Genomic DNA, 12,901 nt, shown 5'->3' on the forward strand with positions numbered 1-12,901 from the left:
TAGGCCGTCGGCCGTCGGCCGTCGGCCGGGGGCTTGGCGGGCGGACTGCCAGGGCAGATCGTGGCTTGGAGGTGCCTGTCGTTGTTCTTCTCGCTATGTGCGCTTTTCGAGGGCGGAGTTTTTTGTGATTGGCGTTCTTGGGGTTTGTGCTTAGGGGTTGGCGGTTCCCCTGCTTGCGATCGTCCTACCGGGAGGTGGTCGGCTGGGGTTGTTGTTTCTCGGAGCAGGGTGGCTGATCTGGGTGGACGGCTGGGCGGAGCCGAAATGACCCACTGCGATCTCGTTCAGCGGTTCGAGCGTTGCGGTCACGTTGGTTGCTGTGGTGGGTGGAGGAGTGGTGATTATCTGCTGCTTGGCGTTGGCTCGGTCTCGCGCGAGCTGTGCGCATTTGCGTTTCTGATCGTCCGGCGGCGGGTGGTCGGCTGGGGTTGTTGTTCTCTCGAAGCGGGGTGGCTGATCCGGGTGGACGGTTGAGCGGAGCCGAAATGACCCACTGCGATCACCTCCAGCGATCCGAGCGCTGGATGCACGTTGGTTGCTGTTGTCGGCTGGTCATCGGCGATGTGGATCGGCAGTGGCGTGGCCGCTCGCCGTGCAGGACCCCGCGCCGACCGAAACCAGATCACCCTCCTCGAACCGGCGACCTCAGCCAACGTGCCGTCAATGCGCGAAACGCGAAAGACGAACGCATCGGGTCATTTCAGCTCCGCTCAACCACCCACCCACATCAGCCACCCTAATCCACCGACTCACCCGTCCCGGGCCACGCACCCACCGCTGGACGAACAACCAAGCCCAAGTATCGGCAGCAGTTCATAAACCCAAAGCCATCAGAATCCAGCGCACCCAAATATGTTGCCACGCAGCGTGATCGACATATATCATATGAGTAGCCGAAAGGGAGGTGAGGAAATGAACGCCGACGTCGGCACCATGCAGTTACGGGACGTCCCCGCCGGTCCCGCATTGGCCGCTGAATTAGCCCGTTTCGACTGCGGGAGTGTGACCGATGCCGATCTGGTCGAGGTGATGGCCGCCTACCGGCGCCTGGCCTCCTGGGCGCAGGCCGGGGAACTGGCCGCCGTCGCCGAATTGGCCGAACGGCGTCCCGCCTACCCCTACGAGCATGAACTGGCCGACGGCCGTCACACCGACCCGACCGGCGCCGCCATCACCGAGTTCGTGACCGATGAGGTCGCCGCCGCGCTCACCCTCACCACCAAGGCCGCGCACGTCCATCTGGAACTGGCTCTGGATCTGCGGCAACGCCTGCCCGCAACCCAGACCGCATTGCGGTCCGGTGCCATCGACCTGGCCAAGGCCAAGATCCTGGCACGCGGCACCCTGGCCACCCACAGCGCCGTCGCCCGCCAGGTCGAGGACACGGTACTGGCCAACGCACCACGCCAGACCACCGGCGAACTACGCGCCAAAGTCTCCCGCGCCGTCCTGTCGGCCGACCCCGACGCCGCCGACCGGCAACGCCGCACAGCCGAAACCGAACGCTGCGTCACCCTCCGCCAAGACGGACAGGGCACCGCCACCCTCACCGGCTGGAACCTGCCCGCCACCCCCGCCATCGCCGCAGCCAACCGCCTCAACGCCATCGCCCGCGCCCTCAAAACCGACGGCGACCACCGCCGCCTGGACACCATCCGCGCCGACGTCTTCCTCTCCCTCCTCCTCGGCATCCTCCCCACCGCACCTGCCCCCGCTTGCGGCATCGCTATCGACGCCGCCACCTTCGACGCCGCCACCTTCGACGCCGCCACCTTCGACGCCGCCACCTTCGAGGGCGACGACAGCGATGGGGGATGGCGCGACCCAGACGCTCGTGGTGTGGATGTGTGCGCTCCTGAGGAGGAGTCACCGGCCGTCGTTCCGACTGGTCGGTCTGGGGCGGACGCCACCTCGGCAGGGGTCTCGCTGGAGGAGATCCGGCCTTGGTATCAGGACTGCGACGAGCCTGGCGGGGGTGGGGGCGGCGAGGCGCCGGTCGTGTGGAGTGGTGAGGTCGCGGCTCGGGCGGGTGCCCAGGTCGGCACCGTCCAGCTCACGCTTCCGCTCGCCACGTATCTGAAGCTTGCGGATGAGCCTGGTGAGATCGGCGGGTACGGGCCGATCCTGGGCGAGGTCGCCAGGACGCTCGCCGGCAACGCCCGGGACGCGCGCTGGTGTGTGACCGTGGTGAACGACAAGGGTGAGGCCATCGCCCACGGCGATACCCCCTACCGGCCCGGCTCCAAGACCCGGACGATGGTGCAGGCGCGTGACCGCACCTGCCGCTTCCCCGGATGCCGCAGACCCGCGCACCGGTGCGACCTCGACCACTCCACGCCACACGATCAGGGCGGGGCGACGTGCCCGTGCAACCTGGCCGCGTTGTGCCGACGACACCACCGGCTCAAACAGCGGAACGACTGGGCGCTGCACCAGGTCAGCCCCGGTGTCCTGATGTGGGTCACGCCCACCGACCACTGGTACATGGCCCAGCCCGACACCTACGGCTGAGGTCCGCGAGCGCCCGGCCCCTTTCATCCAGGATGGGGGCGCTCGCCGCCAACGTTCCAGATGTGTGCGCTGGGGACTTCCACCCTGATCGGCGGCATGCCGGACCCGGAGGCCGGGCGCCCCGTCGCGGGCCACCAAGAAGGTAATGGGAGGCGTCGGGTGTTACCCGCTCCAGGTGGGAGGCTGGGCGCGTGGAGGAGAAGGGTGTGTGTTCGATGTCCAGCCTTGACGAGCTTCGCCTGATCCTCGGGAGAGCGGAAGGTTCTCGGCCCGGTCCCGATTGGGAACGCGTCGAGCGGGAGATCGGATTGCGGCTTCCCGGCGACTACAAGCTGATCGTCACCGAGTATCCCGGGCTGACCATCGACAGGTTCCTCACGGTCCATCGGCCGGCGGGAGAGTCGTTTCATGACCTGCGGTCGTTCGCGGAGAGCATCCTCGAGGGCGCCCGTGAGCTCAGGGACGAGTTCGACGAGATTCCGTATCCTCTCTATCCAGAAGAGGGCGGTGTCTACCCTTGGGGCAGCACGGCTAACGGTGACCATGTCTTCTGGCAGGTGACCGGTCCGCCGGATTCATGGCCGGTGGTCGTGGCCGGTCGCGACTACGCAGAGGACGACTGGTGGCGGTTCGACGGCTCGGCGAGCGACTTCCTGGCGGGCGTCCTCACGGGCCGGGTCAGCTGCCCGGTCCTCGTCGAAGGGTTTCCCAGAGCCGAGCCGACGTTCTCGACCCATGATTGACGCGCCGAGCCGGGTGCTCTGCGCCGAGGCAAGCTGGACGAAGAGGACCTGACCGCGACAGAGGCCGTCTGGAGTTGATTCGTCCGGATGCGCGGGCGCCTGAGCATCGTTGTGGTCGTGGGGCGATGTACGGGTTGAACCAGGGCGGGATGGACGTGCCGCGGGTGCGGTGGTCGCCGGCCTCCGGGCGCACTGCGTCTGGACCCCAGCACTGACGAGTACTGGAACGCCTTGCGCCCGGAGGGGTCTTGGATTAGGTGGACATTTCTACGCGAATGGCCTTGCTGCCGTCGCTGAAGTCCACGACGCACCAGCTTTCTGGCAGCGCGTCCACGATCGGAAGTCCTCTGCCGTTCTCCTGCTCCATGCCGAGGACGCCCATTTCGACCGGTCCCGGAGCGTTGTCGCGGACTTCGATGATGGGCGCTCCTTGCTCGCTGAGAAGGCAGCGGAAGACGATTTCGGGTGGTTTCGGAAACACTCCGTTCGTGCAGGCGCGTACGGCATTGGTGATCAGTTCGGAGACGACGACCTTCGCCGTGTAGGCGTCTCCCAGTTCCCAGCGGGACCAGGCGAGGGCGAGGAGGTCACGGGCCTCCTTCGCGGACTCGGGGATCGGCTTCAGGGTCCAGGTGAACGCTGCCTGCTGAAGTTCCATTGGCCGATCTCCTTGGCGGGGTGACTTTGCTGCTTCGCCCACCAGCGTGAACGCCCCCTGCTTCACTGACCATGAATACGAAGACATTGGAGGCAACATCAACTTAGGTGGTGTGTGGTGGTCCTCAGGGAGACCCTCGATCCCAAGGCATCGATCAAGAACCTTCTGGCCATCCACCTGCATTTTCTTCGCACGGAGCACGGCTATTCATGCGCCTATGTCGGCGAGCGGGTGAGGGCTGCCCGGCAGACTGTCTCCCACTGGGAGTCCACCCTGCGTGTGCCGGACGAGCGCCAGGCGGAGGAGCTTGATCGACTGTATGGGACAGGGGAACTCGTTCAGGCGCTCCTCTTTTATGCGACATCACTTCATGAGCCGGAGTGGTTCCAACGGCAGGTGGAACTGGAGGCGAAGGCGGATGTGATCCAGCTCTACGAGTGCCAGGTGATACCGGGCGTGCTTCAGACTGAGAGGTACGCCCGGACGGTCTACACGGTCGGCGATGTTTCCGACGTCGAGAAGTCCGTTCGGGAGCGATTGAGCAGGCAGAAGACTCTGACCAGGCCCGACCCGCCGCGTCTGTGGGTGCTGCTGGAGCAGGACGCGATGGAACGTGTTGTGGGCGGCCCCGAAGTGATGCGCGAGCAGATCGGCCGGCTGCTGGAGATATCGGAGACGCCCAGGGTCGTTCTTCGGATCGTGCCTCGCTCACTCGCCTACCACACCGGGCTGCTCGGGGCGTTCAAGGTCCTCACGCTGGGGCGCAAGGCGTACGCCTACACCGAGGCGGCCGCCGGTGGAAGACTGACGGAGGACCCCAGCGAGGTTCGGAAGATGACCGAGCGCTTCGACCTGCTCGGCGCCGACGCGCTGTCACGCGACGACACGCGGAACCTCTTGAGACGAGTACAGGAGTCGATGACATGAGAGCCGAGTGGCGGAAATCAAGCCACAGTCACGGCGTCGAGAATTCTGACTGTGTGGAGTTGGCGGATTTGGGTGGGCTCGTTGCCGTTCGGGATGGCAGGGCGGTTGAGGCGGGGCGTCTGGCAGTGAGTGTGGCTGATTTCGCGGAGCTCGTGCGGCGGATCAAGGCGGGGGAGTTGGATCTTCGACGTTGACGTGTACAGGAGTCATTGCCGTGACAGACAAGTGGCGGAAGTCCAGCTACAGCCACGACTCGAATTCCGATTGCGTTGAGGTCGCCTGGTTGGGCGTGCGCGTTGCCGTTCGGGATAGTAAGGCGGTTGAGCTGGGGTGTCTGGTGGTGAGGGTGGGGGACTTCGCGGGTCTCGTGCGGCGGATCAAGGTGGGGGAGCTGGATCTGCGGGGGTGACGGCGGAGCCGCTCGGAGCCGCTCGGAGCCGCTCGGCGGTGTCGGTCAGGTGAGGGCGAGGGTGGCCTCGTTGCGGGTGGCGTCCGGCTCGGGGAGGGACCACTGGGTCAGGGCTGAGCGGCGGGCGGCGGCCAGGGCGTCCGGTGGGGTGGCGGCGATGCGGGCGGCCAGGGCGAGGGCGGTGTCGAGGGCCTTGCCGGGGGCGGTGAGCTCGGTGATGAGGCCGTACGTGAGCGCCTCGGCGGCGGGGAGGCGGCGGCCGGTGAGGATCAGTTCCATCGCGCGGCCGTGGCCGATGATGCGGGGGAGGCGGACGGTGGCGCCGTCCAGGCAGGGCAGGCCCTTGCCCAGGTTGAGCAGGCCGAACTCCGCGGTGGTGGACGCGACGCGCAGGTCGGCCCAGAGCGCGAGTTCCATGCCGCCGCCGAAGCAGTAGCCCTCGATCGCGGCGATCACCGGCTTGGCGGGTGCCGTGCGGGTGACCTGCATCGGGGGAGGGCCGTCGGTGGTGGCCGCGGGGAACTCGCCGGCCATGATCGCTTTCAGGTCGTTGCCCGCGCAGAACGTGTCGCCGGCGCCGGTGAGGACGGCGACCCTGGTCTCGTCGTCGTTCTCGAAGGCCTGGCGCAGGTCCTCGGCCATGGGGCCGTCGACGGCGTTGCGGCGGTCGGGGCGGTCGATGGTGATCAGGAGGATGTCGTTCCTGGTCTCGGTCCTGATGGGCACGGGGTCTCCTTCAATATCTAGATCGATCGTCATATTAGATAGATCGATCTAGCCTTGGCTAGGGTTGGCGCCATGGCGAACGACACGCGCGAGCGGCTGCTGGAGGCGAGCGCGCGGCTCTTCCGCGAGCAGGGATACGCGGGGACCGGGCTCAAGCAGATCACCGCGGCGGGGGGTGCGCCGTGGGGCTCGCTCTACCACTTCTTTCCGGGCGGCAAGGAGCAGCTGGGCGTCGAGGCGATCGCGCATTCGGGGGCCCGGTACGAGCGGCTCTTCGAGCTGACGTTCGCGCGGGCGGACGCCGACGTCGTGCGGTGCGTACGCGACTTCTTCCAGCTGAGCGTGGACGCGCTGGAACGGTCGGGCTGGGGCGACGGGTGCCCGATCGCGACGGTGGCGCTGGAGGTGGCCAGTACGAGCGAGCCGCTGCGGCACGCGTGCGCGGAGGTGTTCGCCTCGTGGGAGGCGGTGTTCGCGCGGCGGCTGGCCGGGGCGGGGCTCGCGGAGGAGCGGGCGGCCGATCTCGCGACGTACGCCCTCGCGGCGTTCGAGGGGGCGATCGTGCTCAGCCGGGCGGCGCACGACACCCGGCCGCTGCGGGTCACCGCGGACGTCGTCGCCGGGACGCTGACCAGCGCGCTCGCCGGGTGACCAGGCTCACGGGAACGGCCCGTTGTTGGGCGGGTCCGGCGCCGGTAACGTTCTGGACGAATCGTCAATAAGCCCTGCGCTTTCCCAGCCCACCCGGGGGAGGCCGCCCATGACCGCGCAGCTCGGCGAGCCGGAGAACATCGTCCTCCAGGCACGCGACGTGTCGTTCGACTGGTCCGAGGTCCCGCTGCACTGGATCCCCGGGGACCCGGTCGCGACTCATCTGATCAACGTGCTGCACCTGCTCCTGCCCGCGGGCGAGGAGTGGTTCGTCAAGGTCTTCAAGGAGGCCCTGCCCTACGTCAAGGACGACCGGCTGCGCGAGGACGTGCTCGGGTTCATCGGCCAGGAGGCCATGCACGCGAGCTCGCACGACGTCGTCCTGGACCACTTCGTCGAGCAGGGGCTCGACGTGCGGCCGTTCGTGCGGCAGGTCGAGTTCATCTTCGAAGGGCTGCTCGGCGACCGGGGCCTGACCGGCGCGCGCGGGCAGGCGTGGCTGGTCGAACGGGTGGCGATCATCGCGGCGATCGAGCACTTCACCGGCGTGCTCGGCGCCTGGATCCTCAACGCCCGGAAGATGGACGCGGCGGGCGCCGACCCGACGATGATGGACCTGCTGCGCTGGCACGGCGCCGAGGAGGTCGAGCACCGGCACGTCGCGCACGACCTCTACATGCACCTGGACGGCTCGTACCGCAACCGGGTGCGCGCGATGACGATGACGGTCCCCATGCTGCTCACCCTGTGGTCGCGCGGCCACAAGTTCCTGATGGCCAGGGACCCGCTGGTCAGGGGCCGGATCAAGGGCGGGCTGCACCACCTGCGGCGCACCGGCCCGGCCGGGCTCACGCCGCCAGGCCGCGACCTCGGCCCGTCGATCATGCGCTACCTGAAGCGGTCCTACAGCCCGCTGAACGAGGGTTCGACCAGCCAGGCGCTGGCCTACCTCGCCTCGTCCCCCGCCGCCCGGGCCGCGCTGCGGTGACGATGAGCGAGATCCCGCCCGACCTGCGTGGCCGCCGGGACCGGGACCCGTTCTGGGTGGCGGTCAACGCGTTCTTCAACGGCCTCCAGCGGGTGCGCTCGCTGCGCACCCCGGTGATCCCGTACGTCCGGCCGGTCGACCGCACCCTGACCCTGATCGTCCAGGAGGCGCGCCGCGCCGCCACGGACGTGGTCGCGCTGCGCCTGGCCGCGCCGGACGGGGGAGTGCTGCCCGCCTGGCAGCCCGGCTGCCACCTCGACCTGCTGCTTCCGTCGGGACGCCGGCGCCAGTACTCGCTGTGCGGCGACCCGGCCGACCGCCGGTCCTACCGGATCGCCGTCCGCCGCCTGCCCGCCGGTGGCGGCGGCTCCGTCGAGGTGCACGAGGAGCTCGTCGAGGGCCGGACGGTCCGCGTCCAGGGACCGCGCAACGCCTTCCCGTTCCTCGCGCGCGAGTCGTACCTCTTCCTCGCGGGCGGCATCGGCATCACGCCGATCCTGCCGATGGTCCAGGCGGCCGACCGGCTCGGCGCCGGCTGGAGGCTGGTCTACACCGGCCGGTCCCGCGACACCCTGCCCTTCCTGGACGAGCTCCCGCACGACCGGGTCGTCGTCCGCACCGACGACGAACACGGCGTCCCGGACTGCGCCGGGCTGCTGGAGGAGACGGCCTCGGGGGCGGCCGTCTACTGCTGCGGCCCGGCGCCCATGATCGACGCCGTGCGCGCCGCGTTCGTCCCGGACGGCGGGTCCACGCTCCACTACGAACGGTTCGCCCCGGCGCCCATCGTTGACGGCCGCCCGTTCCAGGTGGAGCTGGCCCGCAGCGGCGTGACCGTGGACGTCCCCGCGGACCGGTCGGCGCTCGACGCCATCCGGGAGGCGGTCCCCACCGTCGCCTACTCCTGCCGCCAGGGTTTCTGCGGCACCTGCCGCGCCGGCGTCCTCGCCGGCGACGTCGACCAGCGGGCCCCCTCCGACCCGGCCCCCGGCACCATGCTCCCCTGCGTCTCCCGGGCCCGCGGCGGACGGCTCACGCTGGACCTTTGATCACGGCACCCGCACCGCCCCGGGTATGCGAGGCTTGGGGGGCTTTCTGTCAGGTCCCCTAGGAGTGGTTCCGTGTCCCAAGCCGATCTGCCGACCCGCATCGGCCCGTACCGGGTGATGGAAAGGCTCGGCGAAGGCGGCATGGGCATCGTCTACCTGGGGACGGACGAGAAGGGGCAGCAGGTCGCCATCAAGGTGATCCGCCGGGAGTACGCGGCGGACGCCAGGTTCCGGGCCCGGTTCGAGTCGGAGGTGTCGGCGGCCCAGCGGGTGCGGCCGTTCTGCACGGCGCCCGTGCTGGACGCGGACCCCAAGGCCGACCCGCCCTACCTGGTCACCGAGTACGTGAGCGGGTCGTCGCTGGCGGCGGCGGTCGACCGGCAGGGGGCGCTGCGGGGCGCCGACCTGGAGGCGCTCGCGGTGGGGATGGCGTCGGCGCTGACGGCCATCCACGACGCGGGGGTCGTCCACCGGGACCTCAAGCCCGCCAACGTGCTGCTGTCGCCGTACGGGCCGCGGGTGATCGACTTCGGGATCGCGCGGGCGGACGACATGACGCGGCTGACCGCGACGGGCGGGATCGTGGGGACGCCCGCGTTCATGGCGCCCGAGCAGCTGAACGGCAAGCCCGCCACGCCCGCGTCGGACGTCTTCGCGTGGGGCGCGACCGTGGCGTACGCCGCCAAGGGCTCGACCTGCTTCGGCGGCAACTCGGTGCCCGCGATGATGCACGCGATCATGAGCGGCGAACCCGACCTGCGGGGGCTCCAGGGGACGGTCCTGGACGTGGTGAAGGCCGCCCTGGCCAAGGACCCGGCCAAGCGGCCCACCGCGCAGCGGCTGCTCGAACGGCTCGTCTCCAGCGCCTCGACCCGGCACACGCAGGACCAGCCCAAGCCGCCCGCCACCGAGCCCTCCCTCGCGTCGCAGGCCGCGCCGCCGCCCGCCTCGTCGATCTCCACGCCGCCGGCCTCGTCGCATTCCACTCCGCCGCCGGTGCTGCCGCCGCCGGCGGTGGGCACCGACCAGGCCGCCGCGCTCGTCGAACGGCAGTACCGCGAGGCGGCCGAGGCGGGCGACACCGCGGCGATGTACAACCTGGGCGTGCTGCTGAGCTGGCGCGGGCAGACCGGCGAGGCCGACTACTGGTACCGGCGCGCGGCGGCGGGCTCCGGCGGCGGCCACCACTCCCAGCCCGGCTACGGGCAGTCGGTGTACGGCCAGTCGGCTTTCGGGCAGTCGGCGTACGGGCACCCCACCTATCCGTCGCAGTCCTACGCGCCCTCGGGCTACACCACGGCGCCGCCCGTCCCGCAGCAGCCGCGCTACAACCACCTGGCCATCTACGCGATGACGCTCGGGCTGGTGGGCCTGATCAGCTGCGGCCTGACGTCCATCCCGGCGATCGTGCTCGGGCATCTGGCGTGGCGGCAGATCGGGCGCACCCAGCAGCGCGGGCTGGGGATGGCGGCGACCGGGCTGGCGCTGGGCTACCTCCTGGTGGCCTTCTGGCTGCTGGTCGCCTTCGGTGCCTCGCTGCCCGACACCGATCCCGATCCGGGCAACACCGGTCTCCCCACTCCGGCCGGCACCTGACCACGACCGGTCACCGGGCGGGGCCGCGGGCGTGATTTGGGGGAACCTGTGATCGGCCACGGCGGTCGCGGGGAGGGACGGGGATGCGGACCGATCAGGACGAACGGCGGTTTCTCGGCGAGGGGGACGATCCGGCGGGCGGGGACGGGGTGTCGATCATCCTGCTGACCTATCGCAGCGGGCGGTACCTGGAGAGCTGCGTCGGCGCGCTGCGGCGGGCGACCGGCGAGGTGCCGGCCGAGCTGATCATCGTGGACAACGACTCGGGGGACGACACCCCGGAGGTCGCGCGGAAGGTCGCGCCGGACGCCCGGGTGATCGAGACGGGGCACAACGGCGGGTTCGCGTACGGCATCCACGAGGGGGTGGCGCGGGCCAGGTTCGGCTGGTTGTGGTTCGTCAACCCCGACGCCGAGGCCCTGCCGGGGTGCGCGGAGGCCCTGCTGGAGTGCGCGGGCGCGGAGCCGGCGGCCGGGGTCATCGGCGGGCGCTGCGTGGCGGCGGACGGATCGACCGACCCGCGGTCCTGGTGGGGACGGGCCGGGTTGTGGTCGGCCTTCTGCTTCGCGACGTTGCTGAGCACGGTGTTCCCGGGCAGCAGGATCTTCGATCCGGAGTCGCCGCGGCCGTGGTCGGACGCGGCGGACGAGACACGGGAGGTCCCCGTCGTGACGGGCGGGTTCATGTTCGTGTCGCGGCGGGCCTGGGACTCGACCGGCGGGTTCGACCGCGCCTACTTCATGTACGGGGAGGACGCCGACCTGTGCCGGCGGGCCCAGGCGGCCGGCTTCCGCACGCTGGTGACCGGGAAGGCCGTCTACCGGCACGAGGGCGGCGCGTCGTCCACGAGCGTCGGCAAGCTGGTCATGCTCTTCACCGGCAAGGCCACCGTCCTGCGCGCGCATCTGCCCCGGGGCACCCGGCGGCTGGGCGTCGGGCTGCTGCTCACGGGGGTGCTCGTCCGCGCGACCCTGAGCCGGCTGCTGACCGCGCGGCCCGAACGGCAGGGGCGGCCCACGGCCAAGGGCGAGGACTGGCGGACGTTGTGGTCGAGGCGGCGGACCTGGTCTGCCGGGTGGACGAGCTGACCGCGTCAGGCCCGGCTGCTCTCGTCCCGCTGCCACACCACGGTCCCCGGTCGGCGCCGCCGGCCGCGGGCGATCAGCGCGACGGCCAGGAAGAGCACGACGTCGGGCGCGAGCGCGGGCTCGCGGCGGACCATCGCGGCCAGGTCGCCGGGACCGGTGCGGGCCGAGCCGCCCGCCTGGTCGAGGTCGGCGGCCTCGAGCTCGTCCACGCCGGTGGCGGCGCGTTCGCGGCGGCGCAGCAGGTCGCCCCAGGTGCGCGGCGGGTGCACGACGACGGCGGCCTCACCGACCACCGTGCGTTCCGCCGGGGCGAAGGCGAGGGACGAGGCCAGGTCGTCGGCGACCAGGTGGGGGAGCGCGGCCAGGCGGGCGTGGCCCTCCTCGGTCACGCCCACGACGCCGCGGCCGAAGAGGCCGGCGCGCACCTCGGGGAGGCGCGTCCACACGCGGTAGTACGAGCGGACGGACCAGGGGCGGCCGGTCATCTCCAGATGCCGGGAAGGGGCCGCGGCGAGGACCCCCGGGCGTTCGAGCGCGGACGTCAGGGCCCGGACGTCGGCGGTCCGCAGCTCGATGTCGGCGTCCACGTAGAAGCGCGGGAAGCCGTGCGCGGCCTCGTCGCCGAGGCGCAGCGCCACGGCCTTGGACGCCTCGGGGGACTCGACCACCCGGGCGCCCTCGAAGCCCCGGGCCACCGCGGCGGTGTCGTCGGTGCAGCCGTTCGGGACGATGACGACGTCGAACTCGCCGGGCTCCGCCGCGTCCAGCAGCCCGTGCAGGAGACGGCCGATGACCTTGGCCTCGTTGTGCGCGGGGATCACGATGCTCACCACAAGCGACGAGTATGTAGCAACTCTGGAGATCACGAATGGACCAGGCACGCATCCTTCCCAGCGCCGACGTCGACGAACGTGCCGTCATCGGCGGTGGGACCACGATCTGGCATCTGGCGCAGGTCCGCGAGGAGGCCAGTATCGGCCGGGACTGCATCGTCGGGCGCGGCGCGTACGTCGGGCCCGGCGTACGGCTGGGCGACCGCGTCAAGCTCCAGAACCACGCGCTGGTGTACGAGCCCGCCGTGCTGGAGGACGACGTGTTCATCGGCCCGGCGGTCGTGCTGACCAACGACCTCTACCCCCGTTCGTCGGACGTGGACGGCGGGCTCAAGCGGCCGGGCGACTGGCACGCCATGGGCGTGACCGTCCGTCAGGGCGCCTCGCTGGGCGCGCGGTCGGTGATCGTGGCGGGGCTGACGATCGGGCGCTACGCCCTCGTCGGCGCCGGCGCGGTCGTCACCCGGGACGTGCCGGACTTCGCGCTCGTCGTCGGCAACCCCGCGCGGCGGATCGGGTGGGTCGGCCGGGCGGGCGTGCGCCTCCAGGCGGAGGACGGCGGACGCTGGCGGTGCCCGGAGACCAAGGAGGAGTACGTGGAGGAGCGGACGGCGGACGGCGGACGCCTGAGTCCCGCTTTCAGGTGACGTGTCCTTCCCTATAGGCCATCTCCGGCCAAGCGGTCGGTAACCGGCCCCTCACCGCCTATAGTCGGAGTGCTT

The 12,901-nt window shown here is 70.5% G+C and carries 14 protein-coding genes; 11 read left to right on the top strand and 3 right to left on the bottom strand.

The window, feature by feature from the left end; genetic code table 11:
- Positions 1 to 912 precede the first annotated feature (912 nt).
- Positions 913 to 2,511, top strand: coding sequence for a DUF222 domain-containing protein (locus ABZ810_RS10920; RefSeq protein WP_358401940.1), 1,599 nt, complete (start codon positions 913 to 915; stop codon positions 2,509 to 2,511).
- A 215-nt stretch (positions 2,512 to 2,726) separates the two neighbouring features.
- Positions 2,727 to 3,254, top strand: coding sequence for an SMI1/KNR4 family protein (locus tag ABZ810_RS10925; protein ID WP_358401942.1), 528 nt, complete (start codon positions 2,727 to 2,729; stop codon positions 3,252 to 3,254).
- A gap of 253 nt (positions 3,255 to 3,507) precedes the next feature.
- Here the strand turns inward: ABZ810_RS10925 and ABZ810_RS10930 are convergent, their stop codons facing one another.
- Positions 3,508 to 3,912 (bottom strand): ATP-binding protein, encoded by a 405-nt coding sequence (locus tag ABZ810_RS10930; RefSeq protein ID WP_358401944.1) that lies wholly within the window; start codon positions 3,910 to 3,912, stop codon positions 3,508 to 3,510.
- A 117-nt stretch (positions 3,913 to 4,029) separates the two neighbouring features.
- On the opposite strand from ABZ810_RS10930, the gene ABZ810_RS10935 reads away from it, so the two are divergent.
- From ABZ810_RS10935 to ABZ810_RS10945, 3 genes are read left to right on the top strand one after another with little or no spacing between them, the layout of a single operon-like run.
- Positions 4,030 to 4,839, top strand: a complete 810-nt coding sequence (locus ABZ810_RS10935; protein ID WP_358401946.1) for a DUF5753 domain-containing protein — start codon at positions 4,030 to 4,032, stop codon at positions 4,837 to 4,839.
- The gene (locus ABZ810_RS10940; RefSeq protein ID WP_358401948.1) at positions 4,836 to 5,033 is read left to right on the top strand and encodes a DUF397 domain-containing protein; all 198 of its coding nucleotides are present in this window, start codon (positions 4,836 to 4,838) and stop codon (positions 5,031 to 5,033) included. Before ABZ810_RS10935 ends, ABZ810_RS10940 begins: the two co-directional genes overlap by 4 nt.
- Before the next feature lie 20 nt (positions 5,034 to 5,053).
- Positions 5,054 to 5,248: a DUF397 domain-containing protein gene (locus ABZ810_RS10945; protein WP_358401950.1), complete on the top strand. Its 195-nt coding sequence runs from the start codon at positions 5,054 to 5,056 to the stop codon at positions 5,246 to 5,248.
- A gap of 45 nt (positions 5,249 to 5,293) precedes the next feature.
- Here the strand turns inward: ABZ810_RS10945 and ABZ810_RS10950 are convergent, their stop codons facing one another.
- On the bottom strand, positions 5,294 to 5,974 hold the full coding sequence (locus ABZ810_RS10950; RefSeq protein WP_358401952.1) for an enoyl-CoA hydratase-related protein: 681 nt from the start codon (positions 5,972 to 5,974) through the stop codon (positions 5,294 to 5,296).
- A gap of 72 nt (positions 5,975 to 6,046) precedes the next feature.
- Here ABZ810_RS10950 and ABZ810_RS10955 point away from each other — a divergent pair, with 72 nt between their 5' ends.
- From ABZ810_RS10955 to ABZ810_RS10975, 5 genes are all read left to right on the top strand, one after another.
- Positions 6,047 to 6,625 (top strand): TetR family transcriptional regulator C-terminal domain-containing protein, encoded by a 579-nt coding sequence (locus ABZ810_RS10955; protein WP_358401954.1) that lies wholly within the window; start codon positions 6,047 to 6,049, stop codon positions 6,623 to 6,625.
- A gap of 109 nt (positions 6,626 to 6,734) precedes the next feature.
- Positions 6,735 to 7,613: a metal-dependent hydrolase gene (locus ABZ810_RS10960; protein WP_358401956.1), complete on the top strand. Its 879-nt coding sequence runs from the start codon at positions 6,735 to 6,737 to the stop codon at positions 7,611 to 7,613.
- Between the two features lie 2 nt (positions 7,614 to 7,615).
- Positions 7,616 to 8,662: a PDR/VanB family oxidoreductase gene (locus ABZ810_RS10965; protein ID WP_358401958.1), complete on the top strand. Its 1,047-nt coding sequence runs from the start codon at positions 7,616 to 7,618 to the stop codon at positions 8,660 to 8,662.
- A 72-nt stretch (positions 8,663 to 8,734) separates the two neighbouring features.
- Entirely contained in the window at positions 8,735 to 10,258 is a 1,524-nt protein-coding gene (locus tag ABZ810_RS10970) for a protein kinase (protein ID WP_358401960.1), read from the top strand.
- 83 nt (positions 10,259 to 10,341) lie between these two features.
- Positions 10,342 to 11,346 carry a glycosyltransferase family 2 protein gene (locus ABZ810_RS10975; RefSeq protein ID WP_358401962.1) on the top strand — a complete coding sequence of 335 codons (1,005 nt, stop codon included), beginning with the start codon at positions 10,342 to 10,344 and terminating at the stop codon, positions 11,344 to 11,346.
- Between the two features lie 5 nt (positions 11,347 to 11,351).
- Here ABZ810_RS10975 and ABZ810_RS10980 read toward each other — a convergent pair whose 3' ends face one another.
- Positions 11,352 to 12,176 (bottom strand): glycosyltransferase family 2 protein, encoded by an 825-nt coding sequence (locus tag ABZ810_RS10980; protein ID WP_358401964.1) that lies wholly within the window; start codon positions 12,174 to 12,176, stop codon positions 11,352 to 11,354.
- A gap of 38 nt (positions 12,177 to 12,214) precedes the next feature.
- On the opposite strand from ABZ810_RS10980, the gene ABZ810_RS10985 reads away from it, so the two are divergent.
- The gene (locus tag ABZ810_RS10985) at positions 12,215 to 12,826 is read left to right on the top strand and encodes an acyltransferase (RefSeq protein ID WP_358401966.1); all 612 of its coding nucleotides are present in this window, start codon (positions 12,215 to 12,217) and stop codon (positions 12,824 to 12,826) included.
- Positions 12,827 to 12,901 lie beyond the last annotated feature (75 nt).

Origin of the sequence: Spirillospora sp. NPDC047279, from assembly GCF_040643285.1 — a bacterium.
Taxonomy (GTDB): Bacteria; Actinomycetota; Actinomycetes; order Streptosporangiales; family Streptosporangiaceae; genus Spirillospora.

Coding starts and splice junctions, on each gene's coding strand:
- ABZ810_RS10920 (WP_358401940.1), top strand. CDS start 913: ATGAACGCCGACGTCGGCACCATGCAGTTACGGGACGTCCCCGCCGGT.
- ABZ810_RS10925 (WP_358401942.1), top strand. CDS start 2,727: ATGTCCAGCCTTGACGAGCTTCGCCTGATCCTCGGGAGAGCGGAAGGT.
- ABZ810_RS10930 (WP_358401944.1), bottom strand. CDS start 3,912: ATGGAACTTCAGCAGGCAGCGTTCACCTGGACCCTGAAGCCGATCCCC.
- ABZ810_RS10940 (WP_358401948.1), top strand. CDS start 4,836: ATGAGAGCCGAGTGGCGGAAATCAAGCCACAGTCACGGCGTCGAGAAT.
- ABZ810_RS10955 (WP_358401954.1), top strand. CDS start 6,047: ATGGCGAACGACACGCGCGAGCGGCTGCTGGAGGCGAGCGCGCGGCTC.
- ABZ810_RS10960 (WP_358401956.1), top strand. CDS start 6,735: ATGACCGCGCAGCTCGGCGAGCCGGAGAACATCGTCCTCCAGGCACGC.
- ABZ810_RS10965 (WP_358401958.1), top strand. CDS start 7,616: ATGAGCGAGATCCCGCCCGACCTGCGTGGCCGCCGGGACCGGGACCCG.
- ABZ810_RS10975 (WP_358401962.1), top strand. CDS start 10,342: ATGCGGACCGATCAGGACGAACGGCGGTTTCTCGGCGAGGGGGACGAT.
- ABZ810_RS10985 (WP_358401966.1), top strand. CDS start 12,215: ATGGACCAGGCACGCATCCTTCCCAGCGCCGACGTCGACGAACGTGCC.